Source organism: Bradyrhizobium sp. USDA 326 (assembly GCF_049739485.1).
GTDB lineage: Bacteria > Pseudomonadota > Alphaproteobacteria > Rhizobiales > Xanthobacteraceae > Bradyrhizobium.
Genome location: NZ_JBMGQA010000001.1, coordinates 1,261,325 through 1,278,214 on the forward strand (window position 1 = coordinate 1,261,325; position 16,890 = coordinate 1,278,214).

Sequence of the window (16,890 nt, forward strand, 5' to 3'; positions counted from 1 at the left end):
TCTTGGCTCCTTGCTGAATAATTTCTAGTAGCCGCTGTTGTTCGCCGCGCCCGCGCCGCCAAAACGGCTGGCCGAGAACGCGCCGACAAGCTCCGGCTCGAGCGCGCCCTGCGCCACCATGCGTGCGACCTCGAAAGCGTGGTTGGATGCGAGCGTCACGCCGGAATGGCAGCAGGCCACGAACGCGCCGGGATGCGTCTCCGACTGGTCGTAGATCGGAAAGCCGTCCTGCGGCATCACGCGAATGCCGGCCCAGCTCCTGACTACGTTGAGGCGCGACAGATGCGGGAACATGCGCTGGGCGCGGTCGGTCATCACTGAGCTGATCGAGTGCTTCAGTGCGCGGTCATCGAGCTCGTCCTCCTTGCTGTCGCCGATCATCACCGTGCCCTCGTCGGTCTGGCGGATCGTCGTCAGCGGATGCGGCAAGAACGGCATGGTGCGCTCGGTTACCACGATCTGGCCGCGAGTCGGTCCCATCGGAGCAAGGAGGCCGACCATCGGCGCCAGCGTCTGATTGGCATTGCCCGCCGCTAGCACGATCTTGGCGGCGCGCAGCTCGCCCTTCGGCGTGGCCAAGCGGAATTCGCCGCCGCTCTTGCCGATCGCCGAGACCGGCCGCTCCGGAAAATAATCGATGCCGAACGCCCTGAAGCCAGTGTGGAAGGCCCGGAAAGTGCGCAGCGAGTTGACGTGACCGTCGAGCGGGCAATAGCTGCCGCCCGAGACTTCGGGGCCAATCAGCGGCAGCGATTTCTTGACTTCCGACGCCGACAACATCTCCATCTTGTAATCGGCGGCGCCGATCTGGTTGTGCATGCGTTTGACGAGGTCGGCGCGCTGGCCGAATTCGTCCTCGCCAAGCGTGAGATGAAAGCCGCCGTTCTGCTGGAGGCAGACATCGAGGCCGGTCTGCTGCTTCAGTTCGGACGCGAGCCGGCCCCACGCCTCCGACGCGCGCACCGTCCAGACCGTATAGGCCGGCATGCCGAGCCCCTTGCTCTGGACCCAGACCAGCGCAAAGTTCGCGCGCGAGGCGCGCTTCGTGATATCGCCCTCGTCGAGCACGGCAACCTTCTTGCCGATGCGGCCGAGGCCCCAGGCAATGGCGGAGCCGAGCAGTCCGCCGCCGACGACGGCGACGTCGTATTCCCCTGACATGAGTTCTCCTATCGTCCCGTATCGCCCTTGCCGGCGAGCACGCGGTCGAGCCCGTAGAAGCGGTCGAGCAGAATGAGGGCGGTCATGGTGATCGCGATCACGCAGGCCGAGACCGACGTTACCAGCGGATCGATGTTGTCCTGGATATAAAGGAACATGCGCACCGGCAACGTCTCGGTGCCGGGGGCCGCGAGGAAGACGGTCATGGTGAGATCGTCGAAGGACTGGATGAAGGCGAGCGCCCAGCCGCTGATGACGCCCGGCAGGATCAGCGGCAAGGTCACGCGGCGAAACAGCGTCCAGCCGCCGGCGCCGAGCGAGACGGCCGCCATCTCGACCGTGCGGTCCATGCCGGTCGCCGCCGCCAGCGTCAGCCGCAGCGCAAACGGGAACACGATGAGGACATGGGCGATGATCAGCGCGGCGAAGCTGCCGCCGAGCCCCGCCGAGGTGAAGAAACGCAGAAAGGCGATGCCGAGCACGACATGCGGGATCATCAGCGGCGACAGGAACAGCGCCGCCAGCACATCACGGCCGCGGAAGCGATAGCGCGCGATCGCGAGCGCGGCAGGCACCGCGAACAGCAGCGCCACCGAGGAAGAGAGCGCGCCGAGTCCGAGGCTGACCCAGAAGGCGTGGATGAACTCGGGATAGCTCGCGATGGTCCTGAACCAGCGCAGCGAAAAACCGTTGGTCGGCAGCGATAGAAAACCTTCGGGCGTGAACGCGACGAGGCAGACCACCAGGATCGGCGCCACCATGACGATGACGAAGATGGCATGGAAGATCAGCGCCAGCGGACCGTTCCGTCTCATCGGAACACCTCCGCATAACGCCGCTCGATCAGCGCGTTGCTGCCGACGACGATCAGCACCAGCGCGACCAGCAGCAGCGTCGCGACGGCAGCGCCGAGCGGCCAGTTCAGCGTGTTGAGGAACTCGTCATAGGCGAGCGTCGCCGCGACCTTGAGCCGCCGGCCGCCGATGATCGCCGGCGTCGCGAAGGCGCTGGCCGAGAGCGAGAACACGATGATCGCGCCCGAGAGCACGCCCGGCATGATCTGCGGCATGATGATGCGGCGGATGATGGTGGCAGGGCTCGCGCCGAGCGACATCGCGGCATTCTCGATCTGCGGATCGAGGCGCTGGAGCGCCGCCCACACCGACAGCACCATGAACGGCATCATCACATGCGCGAGCGCGACGACCATGCCTGTTTCGGTGAACATGAAGGGAATGGGCGAACGGATCGCGCCAAGCGACATCAGCAGCTTATTGACGAGGCCGTTATTGCCGCCGAACAGCAACGCCCAGCCGAGCGTGCGTGCCACCACCGAGATCAAGAGCGGCCCGAGAATGACCAGCAGGAAGAAGCTCTTCCAACGGCCGCTCATGCGGTTGAGGATGTAGGCTTCGGGCGCGCCCAGCAGAGCCGTGAGCAGCGTGGTCAGGATCGCAATGCGGAAGGTCCGCCAGAACATCTCGGCGTAATAGGGATCGGTCGCGATCTCGTGCCAGTTCTTGAGGATGAAGACCGGCTCGATGCCCTTGTACTGGCCCCAATCGTGGAACGACAGCATCACCGTCATCGCCAGCGGAATCAGCAGCACGCCGACGAACAGCATCAAGGCGGGCGCCGTCAGCGCCCAGGGCGCGCGCGTGCTGCGCTCCTCGACGGCCATGCTCATGCGCCAGCCCTCGCGCGCACGCTCATGTCCGCAGGTTGCCAGGTGAGGCGAACCGCGTCGCCTTCGGCCGGCTGCGCCTTGCCGTCGTTCTGGCGGATCACGATCGCCGGGCCGCATTCGCTGTCGCACTGGAACAGCCAGTGATTACCCTGGAAGATGCGCGTGATGATCTTTGCGCTGAGCCCTGTATCGCCAAAGCCGATTCTTTCGGGGCGAACGCTGACGGTGACGGGACCGCCAAGCCCAGCCGGCGCCGGTGCGCGCCAGGAGCCAGCCACCAACTGCGTCGGCGCGACGGTCCGGTCGATTGTTCCGGCAAAGTCGTTGGTCTTGCCGAGGAATTGCGAGACGAAGGCCGAGGCCGGCTTCTCATAGGTTTCCTGCGGCGTGCCGATCTGCTCGATCTTGCCCTGGCTCATCACCACGATACGGTCGGACAGCGACATCGCCTCGTTCTGGTCGTGCGTGACCAGGATCGTGGTGGTGCCGACGGTGCGCTGGATCTGGCGCAGCTCGATCTGCATCTCCTCGCGCAGCTTTGCGTCGAGATTGGACAGCGGCTCGTCGAGCAGCAGCACGCTCGGCTTGATCACCAGCGCGCGCGCCAGCGCCACGCGCTGTTGCTGGCCGCCGGACATGCGGCGCGGATGGCGGTTCTCGTAGCCGGCAAGTCCCACCATCGCCAGCGCGGCCCGCACGCGCTCGGCCCGCTCGCCTCGGGACACGTTGCGCATCTCGAGGCCAAAGGCGACGTTCTCCGCCGCGGTCATATGCGGAAACAGCGCGTAGCTCTGGAACACGATGCCGAGGCCACGCTTAGCCGGATGAACCGCGGTGAGGTCCTTGCCCTCCAGGCGGATCGCGCCGCGCGTGGGATCGAGGAAGCCCGCGATCATCTGCAATGTCGTGGTCTTGCCGCAGCCGGATGGGCCGAGGAAGGAGATGAACTCCCCCTTCCCCACCGATAGGCTGAAGTCATCGACCACAGTCTGCGCGCCGAACTGCTTTGCGACCCGATCGAGCTCGAGATAGGCCATGACGCTGTCTCCGCCGCGACCGATCAGCGCTCGACCTCGCGGTTCCAGCGCTTGGTCCACTCCTCGCGCTTGTCGTTGATGACCGTCCAGTCCGGATTGTAGAGCTTGGCCGCACGCTCGCCGATCGGCGCCATCTTGCCGAGCTCGGGCGGAATCACCAGCGATTTCAGCACCGGGCCGTAGCCGTAGTCCTTCAGCAGCACGAGCTGGATCTTTGGATCGAGCAGCATCTTGACGAAGCTCGCTGCGAGCGGCGAGGCGTTGGGCTTGTTGATCGGACACGCCGTGGTCAGCAGGGTCGCTGCGCCTTCCTTCGGGTACACGAAGTCGACGGGAAAGCCGGTATTGGCAAAGCTCTGCACGCGGCCGGTACCCCACACCGCGATCACGGCCTGGCCGGACTGGAACAGCTCGGTCATCTTGCCCGGCGACGGCTCATAGGCCAGCACGTTCGGATTGATCTGCTCCTTGAAGATCTTGAAGCCGGAATCGACGTTGGTCTCGCCGCCGCCGTTCATCTTCGACAGCATCACCAGTGCCTCGAGGCCGTAGGTGTTGTTGATCGGCGGGATCACGAGCTGCTTGGCGTATTTCGTGTCCTTCAGGTCATTCCACGAAGTCGGCGGCGCCCAGCCCTTCTCCTTGAACACCTTGGTGTTGTACATCAGGCCGGTCGCGACGATGCCGATCGCAACGGCACGATCGTCCTTGAAGCGGGCTGTATCGTAGAGATCGGCCGGCAGCCCGTCGAGCTTGCCGCAGAAGCCGAGCTGGATCGCCTGGTACATCGGGCCGTCGTCGACGATGGCGACGTCGATCTGCTGGTTGCCCTTCTGCGCCTGAAGCTTTGCCAGCGTGTCGGTGGAGTTGCCGGCAACGTACTCGACCTTGACGCCGTTCTCCTTCTCGAAGGCCGGAATCACCTCGTCGCGGATGGTCTTCTCGAACGAGCCGCCATAGCCGGCGACATAAAGCGTTTTCTGCTGGGCCGAGGCGACCGAGGGGGCGGCAATGAGCGCTGCGATGCTGACCGCAGTCAGAAGGCGAAGAGTCTTCATATGGACCGATCTCCAATACCGGAATGAGGTGACGTGCCGACAAGTCTCCGGCCGAAGCGCCTGCCGCATTTCCTTCCGCGCCATCCTTCTCCCGACCAGGGCTCCGGCCCCTGCTCGGCGGGTTTAGCGCGATCTGGAGGTTGGAAGTCCTCCAATCTGCCGAAAAAGCGGGCTGTCTCCAGCTCTGATGAAAAAGATCGCAACCTATACTTCCATCGTCCAATGAATAATGGCACCCTTTGCATGCTGAAATGTTATGATTGGATCACGGGATGGCGCGGATCAATTCGCGGCAGGTGGAGGCCTTCCGGGCCACGATGCTGACCGGCAGCGTCACCGAGGCGGCGAAGCTGATGGCGGTGACACAACCCGCGGTCAGCCGGCTGCTGCGCGACTTCCAGGCGCTGCTCAAGATGGAGCTGTTCGAGCGGCGCGGCACCGGCCTCGTGCCCACCGCGGCCGCGATGGCGCTCTACACCGAGGTCGAGCGCTCCTTCGTCGGTCTCGAGCGCATCACGGCAGCGGCCGAGGAAATCCGCGGCCGCCGCACTGGCTCGCTGCGGATCGCTGCGCTGCCGGCGCTGGCCAACGGCTATCTGCCGCGGCTCGCGGGGCATTTCTTGATGGAGCGGCCCAATCTCAACCTTGCCTTCTTCGGCGTGATCTCGCCGATCGTGGTCGACTGGGTGCTGAACAACCAATGCGACATCGGTTTTGCCGAGGTGCCGATCGCGCATTCCGGCCTGCCGAGCCTACGGCTGCCGGGCCTGGCGCGGGTCGCCGTGCTGCCGACCGGTCATCATCTGGCCGAGAAAGAGGTGCTGGAGCCGCGCGATTTCGAGGGCGAGACCTTCATCTCACTGTCGGCGGGATCGTCGAGCCGGCACCTCGTCGATCAGGTTTTCCATCGTCACGATGTCCGTCGCGTGCTCAGAGTCGAGACCACGCTGTCGGAAATCATGTGTGGCATGGTGTCGTCGGGGCTGGGCGTTTCGATCTGCGATCCCTTCACCGCGCAGGAATTCGCAACGCGCGGCGTCGTCGTGCGGCGCTTCCTGCCGCGCATCGACTTCGAATTCTCCGCGGTCTTTCCGGCACAGCGCAGTCCTTCACCGGTGGCGCTGGACCTGGTCGAGACCATGCGCAAGGCGCTGGTGGAGTTCGAGGATCAGGACTTGGGTTTGCACAGTGCAGCCACAGGCTCGCTGCAACCTCTCCCGCGCGCGGGAGAGGTCGGCGCGTAGCGTCGGGAGAGGGTTCTCTCCACACGGGGGGTATCCCTACGAGGAGAGAGCCCTCTCCCCTACCCTCTCCCGCAAGCGGGAGAGGGAGCGCACCGTCGTCGTAGCGCCAGCCGCGCTCAACCGTTGAACGCAGCCTGCGCCTCCGGCAGATCCCAGATCTTGCCGATCGCGGCGCTGCCCGCCGCCGTGATCGCCGCCTCATCGGCGCCGAGATAGCGGCCAGCGTCGATCAGCACGCGGCCGTCGACCATGACCTGATCGATATTGGCGCGGTTGGCGAGCGCGATCAATGCGCGGCGCGGGTCGAACAGCGGCCGAAGATGGGGGTGAGTGAGATCGACAACGGTGAGATCGGCGGTGGCGCCCGGCTCGATGCGGCCGAGATCCGGACGCTTGATGACATCGGCGGCGACAGCCGTGTTCGCTTCGATCAGCTCCGGCGAGTTCGCGACGTCGGGACGCGCCGAGGTGACCTTTGAGATCAGCGACGCCGCATTGAGCTCGCCGAGCAGGTCCATGTTGTAGCCGTCGGTGCCGACCACGGTGCGCACGCCGTGCTCGGCGAAGCGGCTGAACGCCGCGGTGATGCCGGCGCGCGCGAAGACGCGCGGGCAGTTCAGCACGGTCATGCCACGCGCGGCCATCAGCTTGAGGTCGTCGTCGCTGCTGAACATGCAATGTGCCGCCATGAGGTCGGGCGCCAGCAGGCCGAGCCAGTCCAGATATTGCGCCGGCGTGCGGCCGCCAAAGCGTCGACCGATGGTCTCGACCTCGGCGCGGCTCTGCGCCATGTGCGTCGTGATGGGCACGCCGAGCTCGCGCGCCCGCACCGCGCAGGCCTGCAGGAGATCGGGGCCGCAGGTGTCCGTGGCATGCGGGCTCATGGCAAGGCTGATGCGGCCGTCGCCGCGATCGTTCCAACGCTGATAGAGCGCATCCCAGGTCGCCATGTGGGCGGCGCTGTCATCACCCGAATAGTGCACCACGCCGTCCGGGCCTGCTTTGGCGTCGGATGTGGAGAACAGATAGGGCGCGCCGTAGAACCGGATGCCCATCTCCTCCGCCGCGTCGAACATTTCCGGAATCGAATTGCGGAACGGCTCCATCACCGTGGTGGCGCCGCCCTTCAGGAGTTGGAGGATGCCGAGCCGCGCCACCGCCATGCGCTCTTCCGCCGATAACAGGTCGGCGCCGCGCTTGGTGAGCGGCAAGAGCACCGTATAGACGATGCTCTGGTTGTTGCGGCGACCATTGCCATCTTCCGTGTGGCTGCGCGCCACCGCTTCGGAGAAGCAGTGATTGTGCAGGTTCAAGAGGCCCGGCAGCACGAAGCGGCCGGGACGGTCGTAGACCTGATCCGCCTGCGGCTTGTCATGCGTAACCGCGGCGATCTTCCGGCCCTCGACCAGAACCCAATGGTCGCGCAGCACGTGCTGCGCGCCGTCCTTGCGTGACAGCACATAGCTGCCAAAGATTGCGGTGGTGCTCATGCGGGGCGTACGTTCCAGAACACAGCGGTGCCGTCGAGAATGCCGGTGATGGCCTTGCGATAGGCGGTCGGCTGCTTGTAGAGGCCGATCGGAACATAGGGGATTTCCTCGAACGCCACCGCCTGGATCTCGCGGCAGATGCGCTGCTGCTCGGCGAGCTCGGAGGCCGCCAGCCATTGGCTGCGCAGCTCGCCCATCTTCGTGCTCGCATACCAGCCGGCGACCTTGCCTTCGCCGCGGATGTTGGTGTTGCCGGCCGGGTTGAGCCAGTCGATGCCCTGCCAGTTGCCGACCGCCGCGCTCCAGCCGCCCTGCCCGATCGGGTCCTTCTTCAGCTGGCGCTGCAACACGACGGCGAAATCGAGCCCGGCATATTCGACGTTCATGCCGGCCTTGCGCAACGAGTCGACCGCGATCTCGCCCAGCGGCTTCTGCGCCAGCGAGTTGGCGGGGACGAGCACCACGATCTTCTCGCCGTTATAGCCGGCGGCCTTGAGGTCGGCCTTGACCTTGTCGTAGTTGCGCGGGCCGCGGAAGACGTCGAGACCGACCTCGCTCGCCATCGGGGTGCCTGGGGCGAAATAGCCGATCGGTGAAACCTGAAAGGCGGGATCGACGCCGGCAACCGCGGTCATGAAGGCGGACTGGTCGATCGCCCCCAGCAGCGCGCGGCGGATCGCGGGATTGTCGAACGGCGGCTGCAGATGATTGAGGCGCAGCATGCAGGCATAGCCTCTGGGATCGAGGATGCGCGTCTCGATGTCTCCGGCGGCCTTGATGACGGGCAACAGGTCATGCGGCGTGGTCTCCTGCCAATCCTGCTCGCCGGTCTGCAGCGCGGCGACGCCGGTGCCGGCATCGGGCGTCGTGGTCCAGACCACGCGGTCGTAGTGCACGATCTTAGGCCCGGCGGTCCAGTCCGGCTTGCCGTCGGTGCGCGGCTGATAGCGCTCGAATTTGGCATAGGCGTTGCGGGCGCCCTGCACGCGCTCGTCGGCGAGATAGCGGAACGGGCCGCTGCCGATGACCTCGGTCAGCGGCTTGAACGGGTCCTGGCTCGCCAGCCGCTCCGGCATCATGAAACAGGCATTGATCGCGGCCTTGCCGAGCGCCTGCGGCAGCAGCGGGAACGGGCGCTTGAGACGAAAGCGGATGGTGCGGTCGTCAGCAGCCGACAGCTCGGCCGTCGCCTCCATCAGCTCGCCACCAAAACCGTCGCGCGCCGCCCAGCGGCGGATGCTGGCGACGCAGTCGCGGGCCAGCACGCGCTCGCCGTCGTGCCAGAACAGGCCGTCACGCAGCGAGAGGTCCCACTGCAGCTGGTCGCCTGAGATGACCTGGCCGGACAGCATCTGCGGCGAGACCTGCAGCGAAGAGCTCATGCCATAGAGCGTGTCGTAGACCATGAAGCCGTGGTTTCGCGACACCTGCGCGGTCGAATAAATGGGATCGACGAAGGCGAGGTCGATCACGGGGATGAAGCGCAACGTGGATTGCGATTCAGCGCGGACGATGCCCGGCAGCGCGAGCGCCGGCACTGTAGCGGCTGCCTTGAGGAGCGAACGGCGGGAGATGGGCATTAGCGGTTACCGGCTTCGTGGCGCAGGAAGTTTTCCGCGATGTTCTCGCCGGTGGTGATCCAGACATCCGGGCACGACTTTGCGTAGGTCAGAAACTCGCGCAGCAGCCGCAGCCGCATCGGACGGCCGCTGCATTGCGGATGCAGCACGGTCGTCACCATCGCGCCCCAATCGCGGACTTCGTCGAACTCGTCCTTCCACATCGAGAGCACATGCTCTTTCGGGAAGATCGAGCGCGGGCTGAAGCGGGCGGACAGGCCGTGCATCCAGTCGTCATAGCTTGCGGTCACCGGCAGCTCGATCGTGCCGGGCTTGCCGTCGGCGAGGCGATGGCGATAGGGCCTGACGTCGTCGCGGAACGAGGAGGTGTAGACGATTCCGTGGCGCACCAGCGCGACGCGCAGCTCTTCCGTGAACTCGCCGTAGGGCGCGCGGTAGCCGGTCGGCTTGACGCCGAGCCGGCGCTTCAGCGCCTCGAAGCCGCGCTCCAGCTCCTCCTCGATCCAGGGATCGCCGGGATCCGGCAGTAGATGATGATAGCCGTGATGGCCGATCTCGTGACCGGCCTTGAGGATGGACTCCGCCATCGCCGGATGCGCGTCGACCGACCACCCCGTGACGAAGAACGTCGCCTTGAGATCGAGTTGGTCGAGCAACTCCAGCAGCTTCGGCGTGCCGACGCGCGCCTCATAGCCACCATAACTCATGGTGATGAGCCGCTGCGCATGACCTGCGTCCTTGCTGGTCCAGGCGCTCTCGGCATCGACGTCGAACGACAGGAACATCGCGGATGTGTACGGCTTCGGCCAGGGATATTCCGGCGCGGGATCCGCGGTGTTGGCCGGAACGAGCGGAATGCTCTGGAGTGCCTTACTGTCCAGCATTGATGGTCGCCTTCTCGATTGCGTTGTCGCTCAATTTCCACTTCGCCAGCAGCGTCTTGTAGGTGCCATCCGCGATCAGCGCGTCGACCGCCTCCAGCATTGCCTGCTGCAATGCCTTCTCCTTCACCGGCAGAGCAATGCCGGTGAACTGCTGTGCGATGGGCTCGCCCACGGTCGCATAGGTGTTGGGCTCGAGGTCCATGATGTAGGGCAGCGTCTCGTTGCCCTGGGCGGCGGCATCGATGCGGCCTTGCCTCAGCTGGGTGCGCGCGTCCGCCGAGCCGTCGGTGCCGACGACCTGGATCGGATTGCTGCCGCAGTTCTTCTCGCTCCACGCCACGATCTGCGCCGGGAACATGGTGCGGCGGCTGGCGCCGACTTTCTTGCCGCAGAGCGCCACCGCATCCTTGAACTCGGTCTTGCGCGACGCTTGCACGAAGAACTGCGGACCGCTCCGCAAGTAATCGACGAAGGACGCGACCTCGTGCCGGCTCGCATAGTCGCTGAAGCCGGACAAGATGGCATCTACCCGCCCGGTCGAGATCGACGGCATGAACTCGGCAAAGCTCGTCTCCTGCCATTCGATCTTGAGACCGAGCTTGCGGCCGATGGCCTCGCCCAGATCGATATCGAAGCCGGAGAGCGCGTTGGTGGCGGGATCGCGGAATTCCATGGGCGGATAGTTCGGCACCAGCGCCACCTTGAGGCTGCCACGCTTGACGATCTCCGCCGGCAGCTCGATCGCCATCGCGGACACGCTCATGGCCCCCAGCAATGCCGCCGCAACCAAAAGTCTCCTCATCACTACGCCCCCAATTTTCAGATCACAGCCGAAAGAAATGCCCTGGTGCGCTCCTCGCGCGGCGCGCCCAGAACGTCCGATGCCTGCCCCTGCTCGACGATCGCGCCCTGGTCCATGTAGACGACGCGGTCGGCGACCTCGCGCGCGAAGCCGAGCTCGTGCGTCACCACCATCATGGTCATGCCGCTCTTCGCCAACTGCTTCATCACCGCGAGCACCTCACCGACGAGCTCGGGATCGAGCGCGCTGGTGGGCTCGTCGAACAGCATCAGCATCGGCTTCATCGCGAGCGCCCGCGCGATCGCGACGCGCTGCTGTTGCCCGCCGGAGAGCTGCGCGGGATACCAGTCCGCCTTGGCCGCAAGCCCAACGCGACGGAGCAGCTCGATCGCCTCCGCGCGCACCTCGTCGGCCTTACGCCCCTGAACCTGGGTCGGGCCCTCGGTGATGTTCTCCAGCGCAGTCTTGTGCGGGAACAGGTTGAAGCGCTGGAACACCATGCCGGTCTTCAGCCGCTGCCGCGCGATCTCGCCCTCGCTCAAGCGACGGAGCTTGCCGCCCTGCTCGCGCACTCCGAGCAGTTCGCCATCGAGCCAGATGCCGCCCGCATCGGTCGTGGCAAGCTGATTGATGCAGCGGAGCAGCGTGGTCTTGCCGGAGCCGGAGGCGCCGATCAGGCACATCACCTCGCCGGGCCAGACGTCGAGCGAGACGCTTTTGAGAGCCTGGAACTCGCCAAAGTTCTTGCCGACGGACCGGATCGCAACGAGGGGTCTTGTCATCGCGCCAACCGCAATATGCCGCGTGCAAAGCGACGTTCGAGCAGCATCTGAAGCGGGGTCAGGATTGAGACCACGAGCAGGTACCAGAGCCCGGCGACAATCAGGAGCTCGATGACGCGGGAGTTGGCGTAGTAGATGTTCTCGGCGTTGTGCAGCAGTTCCGGATATTGGATGACGCTGGCGAGCGAGGTCGCCTTCACCATGCCGATGAACTCGTTGCCGAGCGGCGGGATCACCACGCGCATCGCCTGCGGCAGCACGATCCGGCGCAACGCGCGCAGCCGCCCCATGCCGATCGCCTGCGCCGCTTCATATTGTCCGATGTCGACTGACAGCATGCCGGCGCGCATCACTTCGGAGGTGTAGGCGCCCTGGTTGATGCCGAGCCCGAGCAGCGCGGCGAGGAACGGCGTCATGACGTCGACGGCGCGCGCGGACCACAGGCCGGGAATGCCGATGGTCGGAAACACCAGCGCGAGGTTGAACCATAGCAGCAGTTGCAGGATCAGCGGGGTGCCGCGAAACAGCCAGGTGTAGCCGGCGGCCACCGACTTCAGCACCGGATTGGGCGACAGCCGCATGATGGCGACGACGATGCCGAGCACGATGCCGAGCGCCATCGCCAGCACCGCCATCACCATGGTGTTGACGATACCTTCGAGGATGACCTTTGCGGTCAGGAAGCGGCCGACATAGGACCATTCGATCTGGCCGCCGGCGAACGCGCGTGCGATCGCCGCCAGCACGAGGACGATCAGGGCCGCGCTCAGCCAGCGGAACCAGTGCGGCTCGCGCGCGATCTGCATTCCCGACAGGTCGGGAAATCCGTCGGCGAGTGCCGGTGCCGGCTTCATTGCGGCGCCGCGTTCAGCATGGGCTGGGCGACCGCGTTGGCACCTAAGCCCCATTTGTCGAGAACGGCCTTGTAGGCGCCGTCGGTGATCATCGCCGCGAGCTTCTCCGTCACGACCTCGCGCAGGGCCGCATCGTCCTTGCGGAACATGATGCCCTGGTAGCCCTTGGCGAAGGGCTCGCCGACCACGCGGTATTTCCCGGGCTCCTGTGTTTGCGCGTAAGGCAGCGTCTCGCTGCCCTGCACGGCGGCGTCGATGCGGCCCTGCTTGAGCTGGTTGCGGACATCGATCGAGTTCTCGCCCGGAACATACTGGATCGCCGGCTTGCCGGCCGGTTCGCAATTCTGCTTGCTCCACTTCTCGATCTCGACCGGGAAGCTGGTGCTGCGGGTGGTGCCGACCTTCTTGCCGCAGAGATCGGTCGCGGCCTTGGCCGCGTTGTCAGCCATCACGAAGAACTGCGGGCCGGTTGCGAGGTAGTCGACGAAATCGGCAGTCTCGCGCCGCGAGGCGCGATCGGAGATGCCGGAGATGATGAAGTCGGCGCGCTTGGTCTGGAGCGAAGGAATCAGCTCGGCGAACGGCGTCTCGCTCCAGACGATCTTCAGCCCACCGAGCCGCCTGGCGAGCTCGTTGGCAAGATCGATGTCGAGCCCGACCAACTCGTTGGTCGCGGGATCGCGATATTCCATCGGCGCGTAGGTGGAGTTGACGGTGAGCTTCAGCGCGCCCGCCTGCTTGATCTCCGCCGAAAGCTCGGCTGCCTGCGCCGACGTCGCGGTAGCCAGCGCTGCAAGCACAAGGAAATGCGAGAGGCGTGTCATGTCAGCTCCTTTGCCAACGGTTGGCGGGTCCTATTGCTAACGGCGTGCCATTTTGTCAGTCCGCGTCGAGAACGGCCGGCTCGATGACGCCGGCGCGTTCGGTGATCACCCTGTACTGTTCGGGCCGCCGGTGGGCGGCGAAATTGAACATCTTGTCCTTGCCCTGGCGGCAGAGATCGAGATCGATGTCGGCGACGATCACCTCGTCGGCCAGCGTCTCGGCCTGAGCGACGATGCGGCCATTGGGATCGACGATGCAGGAGCCGCCGATCAGCCCGGAGCCGTCCTCCTCGCCCGCCTTCGCCACCGAGATCGCCCATGTCGCGTTCATGTAGGCATTGGCCTGCGTCACCAGCGTCGAGTGGAAGGTGCGCAAGGCGCCATCTTCCGTCGTGCCGCCATTGGGATCGTAGGCCGCCGAATTGTAGCCGATGCAGACGAGCTCGACGCCTTGCAGGCCGAGCACGCGCCAGGATTCCGGCCAGCGGCGATCGTTGCAGATCATCATGCCCATGATGGCGTGGGCCCAGGACGAGCCGGCGCGGAAGGCGGGAAAGCCGAGGTCGCCATATTCGAAATAGCGCTTCTCGAGCTGCTGGTAGCGCGCGCCCGGACGCGGCTCGACCGAGCCCGGAAGGTGCACCTTGCGGTAGCGGCCGAAAATCTCCCCTTCGCGATCGACCAGGACAGAGCAATTGTAGCGCCGGCCCTCCGGCGTCAGCTCGGCATAGCCGACATAGAAGCCGACACGCAGCGCACGCGCTCGATCGAACAGCTTCGCCACCGCCGGGTTCGGCATGCCGCGCTCGAAATATTGGTCGAGGGCCTCGCCTTCGAGCAACCAGCGCGGGAAGAAGGTGGTGAAGGCAAGCTCGGGAAACACCACGAGGCTCGCGCCGCGGCCGGCCGCCTCCTCCAGCAGGTCGAGCATCCGCGACAGCGTATGCTCGCGCGTATCGGCTTTTTGCGTCGGCCCCATCTGAGCGGCGGCGGCGCGAAGAACACGAACCAAGTTTGCCTCCAATCTGTGCGCAGTGCTGCCTCAATGGGCGAATGAACCCTTTGATGCGACGCGCAAATCCGCTGCCATTACGGGCGAGCGGGGCTGCAAAATCAATTCGCGTTGCTATGATGTTTTGGCCCTGAGTATAATCGGCAGTGATATGAACCTGCGTCAGCTCGAGATCCTGCGCGCCGTCATCCGCCACCGCACCACGGTCGCGGCGGCGGACGAGCTGGCGCTGTCGCAGCCCGCGGTGAGCAACGCGCTGAAGACGATGGAGGCGCAGACGGGTTTCGCGCTGTTCGAGCGCGTCAACAACCGGCTGTTTCCGACCGCCGAGGCAATGGCGCTCTACAAAGAGAGTGAGGCGATCTTCGCATTGCACGCCAAGCTCGAGAACCGCGTGCGCGACCTGCGCGAGAACCGCTCCGGGCATCTCGCCATCGTGGCGACCCCGCCGCTCGCCTACAGCATCATCCCTTCCGCGCTGTCAGGCTTCCTGCGCCGTCGCCCGGAGACGCGCGTGTTCTTCGACGTGCGCCGCTACGAGGGCATCATCGAAGGCGTGCTCAGCCGCGTCGCCGAGCTCGGCTTCGCGCTCGGGCTGACGCATCATCCCGGCATCGCGCATGAGGTGGTGCATACCGGCGAGATGGTGTGTGTACTGCCGCCGCAGCATCCGCTCGCTGACAGGCCGGTGATATCCGCTTCCGATCTTTCCGGCCTGCCCTTCATCGGGCTCGAGCGCGGCACGCGGCTTGGCGAAGCCGTGCGCGACAGCTTTGCCCGTGCCGGTGCGCCGTTCCGGCCGACTGTCGAGGTGCGCTACTGCAACACGGCCTGCGTACTCGCGGCCGCCGGCGTCGGCGCTGCGGTGGTGGATCCGTTCTCGCCGCGGCAGAACGGCGGCAGCGGCCTCGTCGTCCGTCCGTTCACGCCGACGACGCAGGCGGTCGCCTATATGCTGTGGTCGGAAGCCGAGCCGCTGTCGCGCCTGGCAAAGGCCTTTCTCAACGAGGTCCGCAAGGAAAGCGCTCTACTCGAGCGCACAGCGCCACACCAGCAATATGGGGCAGAAAGCGACTGAGCTTCGCAACCTTGATCTGGGGAGCACATGGCACGCATCACCATCATCGAGACCGGACAGGTCCCGCCAAAATATCGCGAGCAGCACGGCTCGTTTCCGGACATGTTCAAACGGATGATCCGCACCGAGGATCCGACGGCGACGGTCGAGGTCGTCAGCATCCCCAACGGCGATGCGCTTCCCGATCCGCGCAAGGTGGAGGCCATCCTGATCACCGGCGCGGCCGCCGGCGTCTATGACGAACTGGACTGGATGGCGCCGCTGGAAGATTTCGTGCGCAAGGCTTACACCAACAAGACGCCGATGGCCGGCGTCTGCTTCGGCCATCAGCTGATCGCGCAGGCGCTCGGTGGCATCGTGCGCAAGTCGGAGAAGGGCTGGGGCATCGGCCGGCACGTCTATCAGGTGCTGCCGGAGAATGGCGTCATCGACGGCGACGCGGTCGCGATCGCCGCCTCGCATCAGGATCAGGTGATCGAGCCCCCAAACGACGCGCTGACGATCCTCTCCTCGGACTTTACCCCGCATGCCGGCCTGCTCTATGCCAACGGCGCAACGCTGACCGTGCAGCCGCATCCGGAGTTCGACGTGGCGTTTGCGCAAGTGTGTTGCGATCTGCGCGACGGCAAGGCGCCGGACGTGATTGTTGCCACGGCGCGGCAGTCCCTTGCACAGCCGCTGGACAACGCGAAGTTGGGCGGGGCGATTACGAGATTCCTGGTGCGCAAATCCATCCCCTCCTCCTGAGAGCCCGCCAAGGCGGGCGTCTCGAAGGATCGAGGCCCCCCGCTGCAGCAGCTGGGCCTGCATGGTTCGAGACGCCGCTTCGCGGCTCCTGACCTTGAGGGGTGAGAGTTAGAACGGATCGCTGCCCAGCCCCGGCACGTCGGCCGGCCGCGGCCCGGGCGCCGGCCAGTGAAACCGGCGGTCCTTCTCGGCAATCGCGATGTCGTTGATCGAGGCCTCGCGCCTCTTCATCAAGCCGTGCTCGTCGAACTCCCACTGCTCGTTGCCGTAGGAGCGATACCACTGGCCGCCGGCATCGCGCCATTCGTACTGGAAGCGCACCGCGATGTGGTTGCCGTCGAACGCCCAGAGGTCCTTGATCAGCCGGTAGTCCAACTCCTTCTCCCATTTGCGGGTGAGGAACGCGACGATGGCCTCGCGACCCTGAAACACCTCGGAACGATTGCGCCAGCGGCTGTCCTCGGTGTAGGCGAGCGACACGCGCACCGGATCGCGTGAATTCCAGGCGTCCTCGGCCATGCGGGCCTTTTGCGCAGCAGTCTCGCGGGTGAAGGGTGGAAGCGGCGGGCGCGACATGATGGCCTCATCGGTTGATCGGGGCCGTGAATGTATCGCCGCAGCCGGCGGTGTCGATAGGCCATCACAAATCA

The 16,890-nt window shown here is 65.5% G+C and carries 17 protein-coding genes; 3 read left to right on the forward strand and 14 right to left on the reverse strand.

All coding sequences use genetic code 11. The features are described 5' to 3' along the window. Positions 1–24: 24 nt before the first annotated feature. Genes ABIG06_RS06045 through ABIG06_RS06065 form a run of 5 tightly spaced genes read right to left on the reverse strand, consistent with a single transcriptional unit; the run spans position 25 to position 4,943 of the window. On the reverse strand, positions 25–1,161 hold the full coding sequence (locus ABIG06_RS06045; RefSeq protein ID WP_124159144.1) for an NAD(P)/FAD-dependent oxidoreductase: 1,137 nt from the start codon (positions 1,159–1,161) through the stop codon (positions 25–27). A gap of 8 nt (positions 1,162–1,169) precedes the next feature. Continuing rightward, positions 1,170–1,976 carry an ABC transporter permease gene (locus ABIG06_RS06050; protein ID WP_370135051.1) on the reverse strand — a complete coding sequence of 269 codons (807 nt, stop codon included), beginning with the start codon at positions 1,974–1,976 and terminating at the stop codon, positions 1,170–1,172. Next, the gene (locus ABIG06_RS06055; RefSeq protein ID WP_124159146.1) at positions 1,973–2,848 is read right to left on the reverse strand and encodes an ABC transporter permease; all 876 of its coding nucleotides are present in this window, start codon (positions 2,846–2,848) and stop codon (positions 1,973–1,975) included. The genes ABIG06_RS06050 and ABIG06_RS06055 overlap by 4 nt, the downstream gene beginning before the upstream one ends. After that, positions 2,845–3,885, reverse strand: a complete 1,041-nt coding sequence (locus tag ABIG06_RS06060; protein ID WP_370135054.1) for an ABC transporter ATP-binding protein — start codon at positions 3,883–3,885, stop codon at positions 2,845–2,847. Before ABIG06_RS06060 ends, ABIG06_RS06055 begins: the two co-directional genes overlap by 4 nt. Before the next feature lie 23 nt (positions 3,886–3,908). After that, positions 3,909–4,943, reverse strand: coding sequence for an ABC transporter substrate-binding protein (locus ABIG06_RS06065; protein WP_370135057.1), 1,035 nt, complete (start codon positions 4,941–4,943; stop codon positions 3,909–3,911). A 272-nt stretch (positions 4,944–5,215) separates the two neighbouring features. Here ABIG06_RS06065 and ABIG06_RS06070 point away from each other — a divergent pair, with 272 nt between their 5' ends. Continuing rightward, positions 5,216–6,187: a LysR substrate-binding domain-containing protein gene (locus ABIG06_RS06070; protein WP_424578088.1), complete on the forward strand. Its 972-nt coding sequence runs from the start codon at positions 5,216–5,218 to the stop codon at positions 6,185–6,187. Between the two features lie 116 nt (positions 6,188–6,303). Here the strand turns inward: ABIG06_RS06070 and ABIG06_RS06075 are convergent, their stop codons facing one another. Genes ABIG06_RS06075 through ABIG06_RS06110 form a run of 8 tightly spaced genes read right to left on the reverse strand, consistent with a single transcriptional unit; the run spans position 6,304 to position 14,415 of the window. After that, the gene (locus ABIG06_RS06075) at positions 6,304–7,677 is read right to left on the reverse strand and encodes an amidohydrolase family protein (protein ID WP_370135061.1); all 1,374 of its coding nucleotides are present in this window, start codon (positions 7,675–7,677) and stop codon (positions 6,304–6,306) included. After that, positions 7,674–9,257, reverse strand: a complete 1,584-nt coding sequence (locus ABIG06_RS06080) for an ABC transporter substrate-binding protein (protein ID WP_370135063.1) — start codon at positions 9,255–9,257, stop codon at positions 7,674–7,676. The genes ABIG06_RS06075 and ABIG06_RS06080 overlap by 4 nt, the downstream gene beginning before the upstream one ends. After that, positions 9,257–10,141 (reverse strand): polysaccharide deacetylase family protein, encoded by an 885-nt coding sequence (locus ABIG06_RS06085; protein WP_370135066.1) that lies wholly within the window; start codon positions 10,139–10,141, stop codon positions 9,257–9,259. Before ABIG06_RS06085 ends, ABIG06_RS06080 begins: the two co-directional genes overlap by 1 nt. Further along, the gene (locus ABIG06_RS06090) at positions 10,128–10,943 is read right to left on the reverse strand and encodes an ABC transporter substrate-binding protein (RefSeq protein ID WP_370135067.1); all 816 of its coding nucleotides are present in this window, start codon (positions 10,941–10,943) and stop codon (positions 10,128–10,130) included. The genes ABIG06_RS06085 and ABIG06_RS06090 overlap by 14 nt, the downstream gene beginning before the upstream one ends. A gap of 17 nt (positions 10,944–10,960) precedes the next feature. Continuing rightward, complete coding sequence (locus ABIG06_RS06095) at positions 10,961–11,725, reverse strand: amino acid ABC transporter ATP-binding protein (protein WP_370135069.1); 765 nt, start codon at positions 11,723–11,725, stop codon at positions 10,961–10,963. Continuing rightward, the gene (locus tag ABIG06_RS06100) at positions 11,722–12,579 is read right to left on the reverse strand and encodes an amino acid ABC transporter permease (protein ID WP_424578089.1); all 858 of its coding nucleotides are present in this window, start codon (positions 12,577–12,579) and stop codon (positions 11,722–11,724) included. The genes ABIG06_RS06095 and ABIG06_RS06100 overlap by 4 nt, the downstream gene beginning before the upstream one ends. Further along, entirely contained in the window at positions 12,576–13,403 is an 828-nt protein-coding gene (locus ABIG06_RS06105; protein ID WP_370135072.1) for an ABC transporter substrate-binding protein, read from the reverse strand. Before ABIG06_RS06105 ends, ABIG06_RS06100 begins: the two co-directional genes overlap by 4 nt. Positions 13,404–13,458: 55 nt before the next feature. Next, positions 13,459–14,415, reverse strand: coding sequence for an N-carbamoyl-D-amino-acid hydrolase (locus ABIG06_RS06110; protein ID WP_424578090.1), 957 nt, complete (start codon positions 14,413–14,415; stop codon positions 13,459–13,461). 151 nt (positions 14,416–14,566) lie between these two features. Between ABIG06_RS06110 and ABIG06_RS06115 the strand changes: the two genes are divergently transcribed. Both ABIG06_RS06115 and ABIG06_RS06120 read left to right on the forward strand, forming a co-directional pair. Further along, positions 14,567–15,493 (forward strand): LysR family transcriptional regulator, encoded by a 927-nt coding sequence (locus tag ABIG06_RS06115; protein WP_370135076.1) that lies wholly within the window; start codon positions 14,567–14,569, stop codon positions 15,491–15,493. A 27-nt stretch (positions 15,494–15,520) separates the two neighbouring features. Beyond that, entirely contained in the window at positions 15,521–16,240 is a 720-nt protein-coding gene (locus tag ABIG06_RS06120; protein WP_370135078.1) for a type 1 glutamine amidotransferase, read from the forward strand. A gap of 108 nt (positions 16,241–16,348) precedes the next feature. On the opposite strand, the gene ABIG06_RS06125 is transcribed toward ABIG06_RS06120, so the two are convergent. After that, positions 16,349–16,816, reverse strand: a complete 468-nt coding sequence (locus ABIG06_RS06125; RefSeq protein ID WP_124159160.1) for a DUF1348 family protein — start codon at positions 16,814–16,816, stop codon at positions 16,349–16,351. Between the last annotated feature and the right edge of the window lie 74 nt (positions 16,817–16,890).

Excerpts from the sequence above, each read along its gene's own strand:
- ABIG06_RS06045 (WP_124159144.1), bottom strand. The coding sequence starts at position 1,161 with ATGTCAGGGGAATACGACGTCGCCGTCGTCGGCGGCGGACTGCTCGGC.
- ABIG06_RS06050 (WP_370135051.1), bottom strand. The coding sequence starts at position 1,976 with ATGAGACGGAACGGTCCGCTGGCGCTGATCTTCCATGCCATCTTCGTC.
- ABIG06_RS06055 (WP_124159146.1), bottom strand. The coding sequence starts at position 2,848 with ATGAGCATGGCCGTCGAGGAGCGCAGCACGCGCGCGCCCTGGGCGCTG.
- ABIG06_RS06060 (WP_370135054.1), bottom strand. The coding sequence starts at position 3,885 with ATGGCCTATCTCGAGCTCGATCGGGTCGCAAAGCAGTTCGGCGCGCAG.
- ABIG06_RS06065 (WP_370135057.1), bottom strand. The coding sequence starts at position 4,943 with ATGAAGACTCTTCGCCTTCTGACTGCGGTCAGCATCGCAGCGCTCATT.
- ABIG06_RS06070 (WP_424578088.1), top strand. The coding sequence starts at position 5,216 with ATGGCGCGGATCAATTCGCGGCAGGTGGAGGCCTTCCGGGCCACGATG.
- ABIG06_RS06075 (WP_370135061.1), bottom strand. The coding sequence starts at position 7,677 with ATGAGCACCACCGCAATCTTTGGCAGCTATGTGCTGTCACGCAAGGAC.
- ABIG06_RS06080 (WP_370135063.1), bottom strand. The coding sequence starts at position 9,257 with ATGCCCATCTCCCGCCGTTCGCTCCTCAAGGCAGCCGCTACAGTGCCG.
- ABIG06_RS06085 (WP_370135066.1), bottom strand. The coding sequence starts at position 10,141 with ATGCTGGACAGTAAGGCACTCCAGAGCATTCCGCTCGTTCCGGCCAAC.
- ABIG06_RS06090 (WP_370135067.1), bottom strand. The coding sequence starts at position 10,943 with ATGAGGAGACTTTTGGTTGCGGCGGCATTGCTGGGGGCCATGAGCGTG.
- ABIG06_RS06095 (WP_370135069.1), bottom strand. The coding sequence starts at position 11,725 with ATGACAAGACCCCTCGTTGCGATCCGGTCCGTCGGCAAGAACTTTGGC.
- ABIG06_RS06100 (WP_424578089.1), bottom strand. The coding sequence starts at position 12,579 with ATGAAGCCGGCACCGGCACTCGCCGACGGATTTCCCGACCTGTCGGGA.
- ABIG06_RS06105 (WP_370135072.1), bottom strand. The coding sequence starts at position 13,403 with ATGACACGCCTCTCGCATTTCCTTGTGCTTGCAGCGCTGGCTACCGCG.
- ABIG06_RS06115 (WP_370135076.1), top strand. The coding sequence starts at position 14,567 with ATGAACCTGCGTCAGCTCGAGATCCTGCGCGCCGTCATCCGCCACCGC.
- ABIG06_RS06120 (WP_370135078.1), top strand. The coding sequence starts at position 15,521 with ATGGCACGCATCACCATCATCGAGACCGGACAGGTCCCGCCAAAATAT.
- ABIG06_RS06125 (WP_124159160.1), bottom strand. The coding sequence starts at position 16,816 with ATGTCGCGCCCGCCGCTTCCACCCTTCACCCGCGAGACTGCTGCGCAA.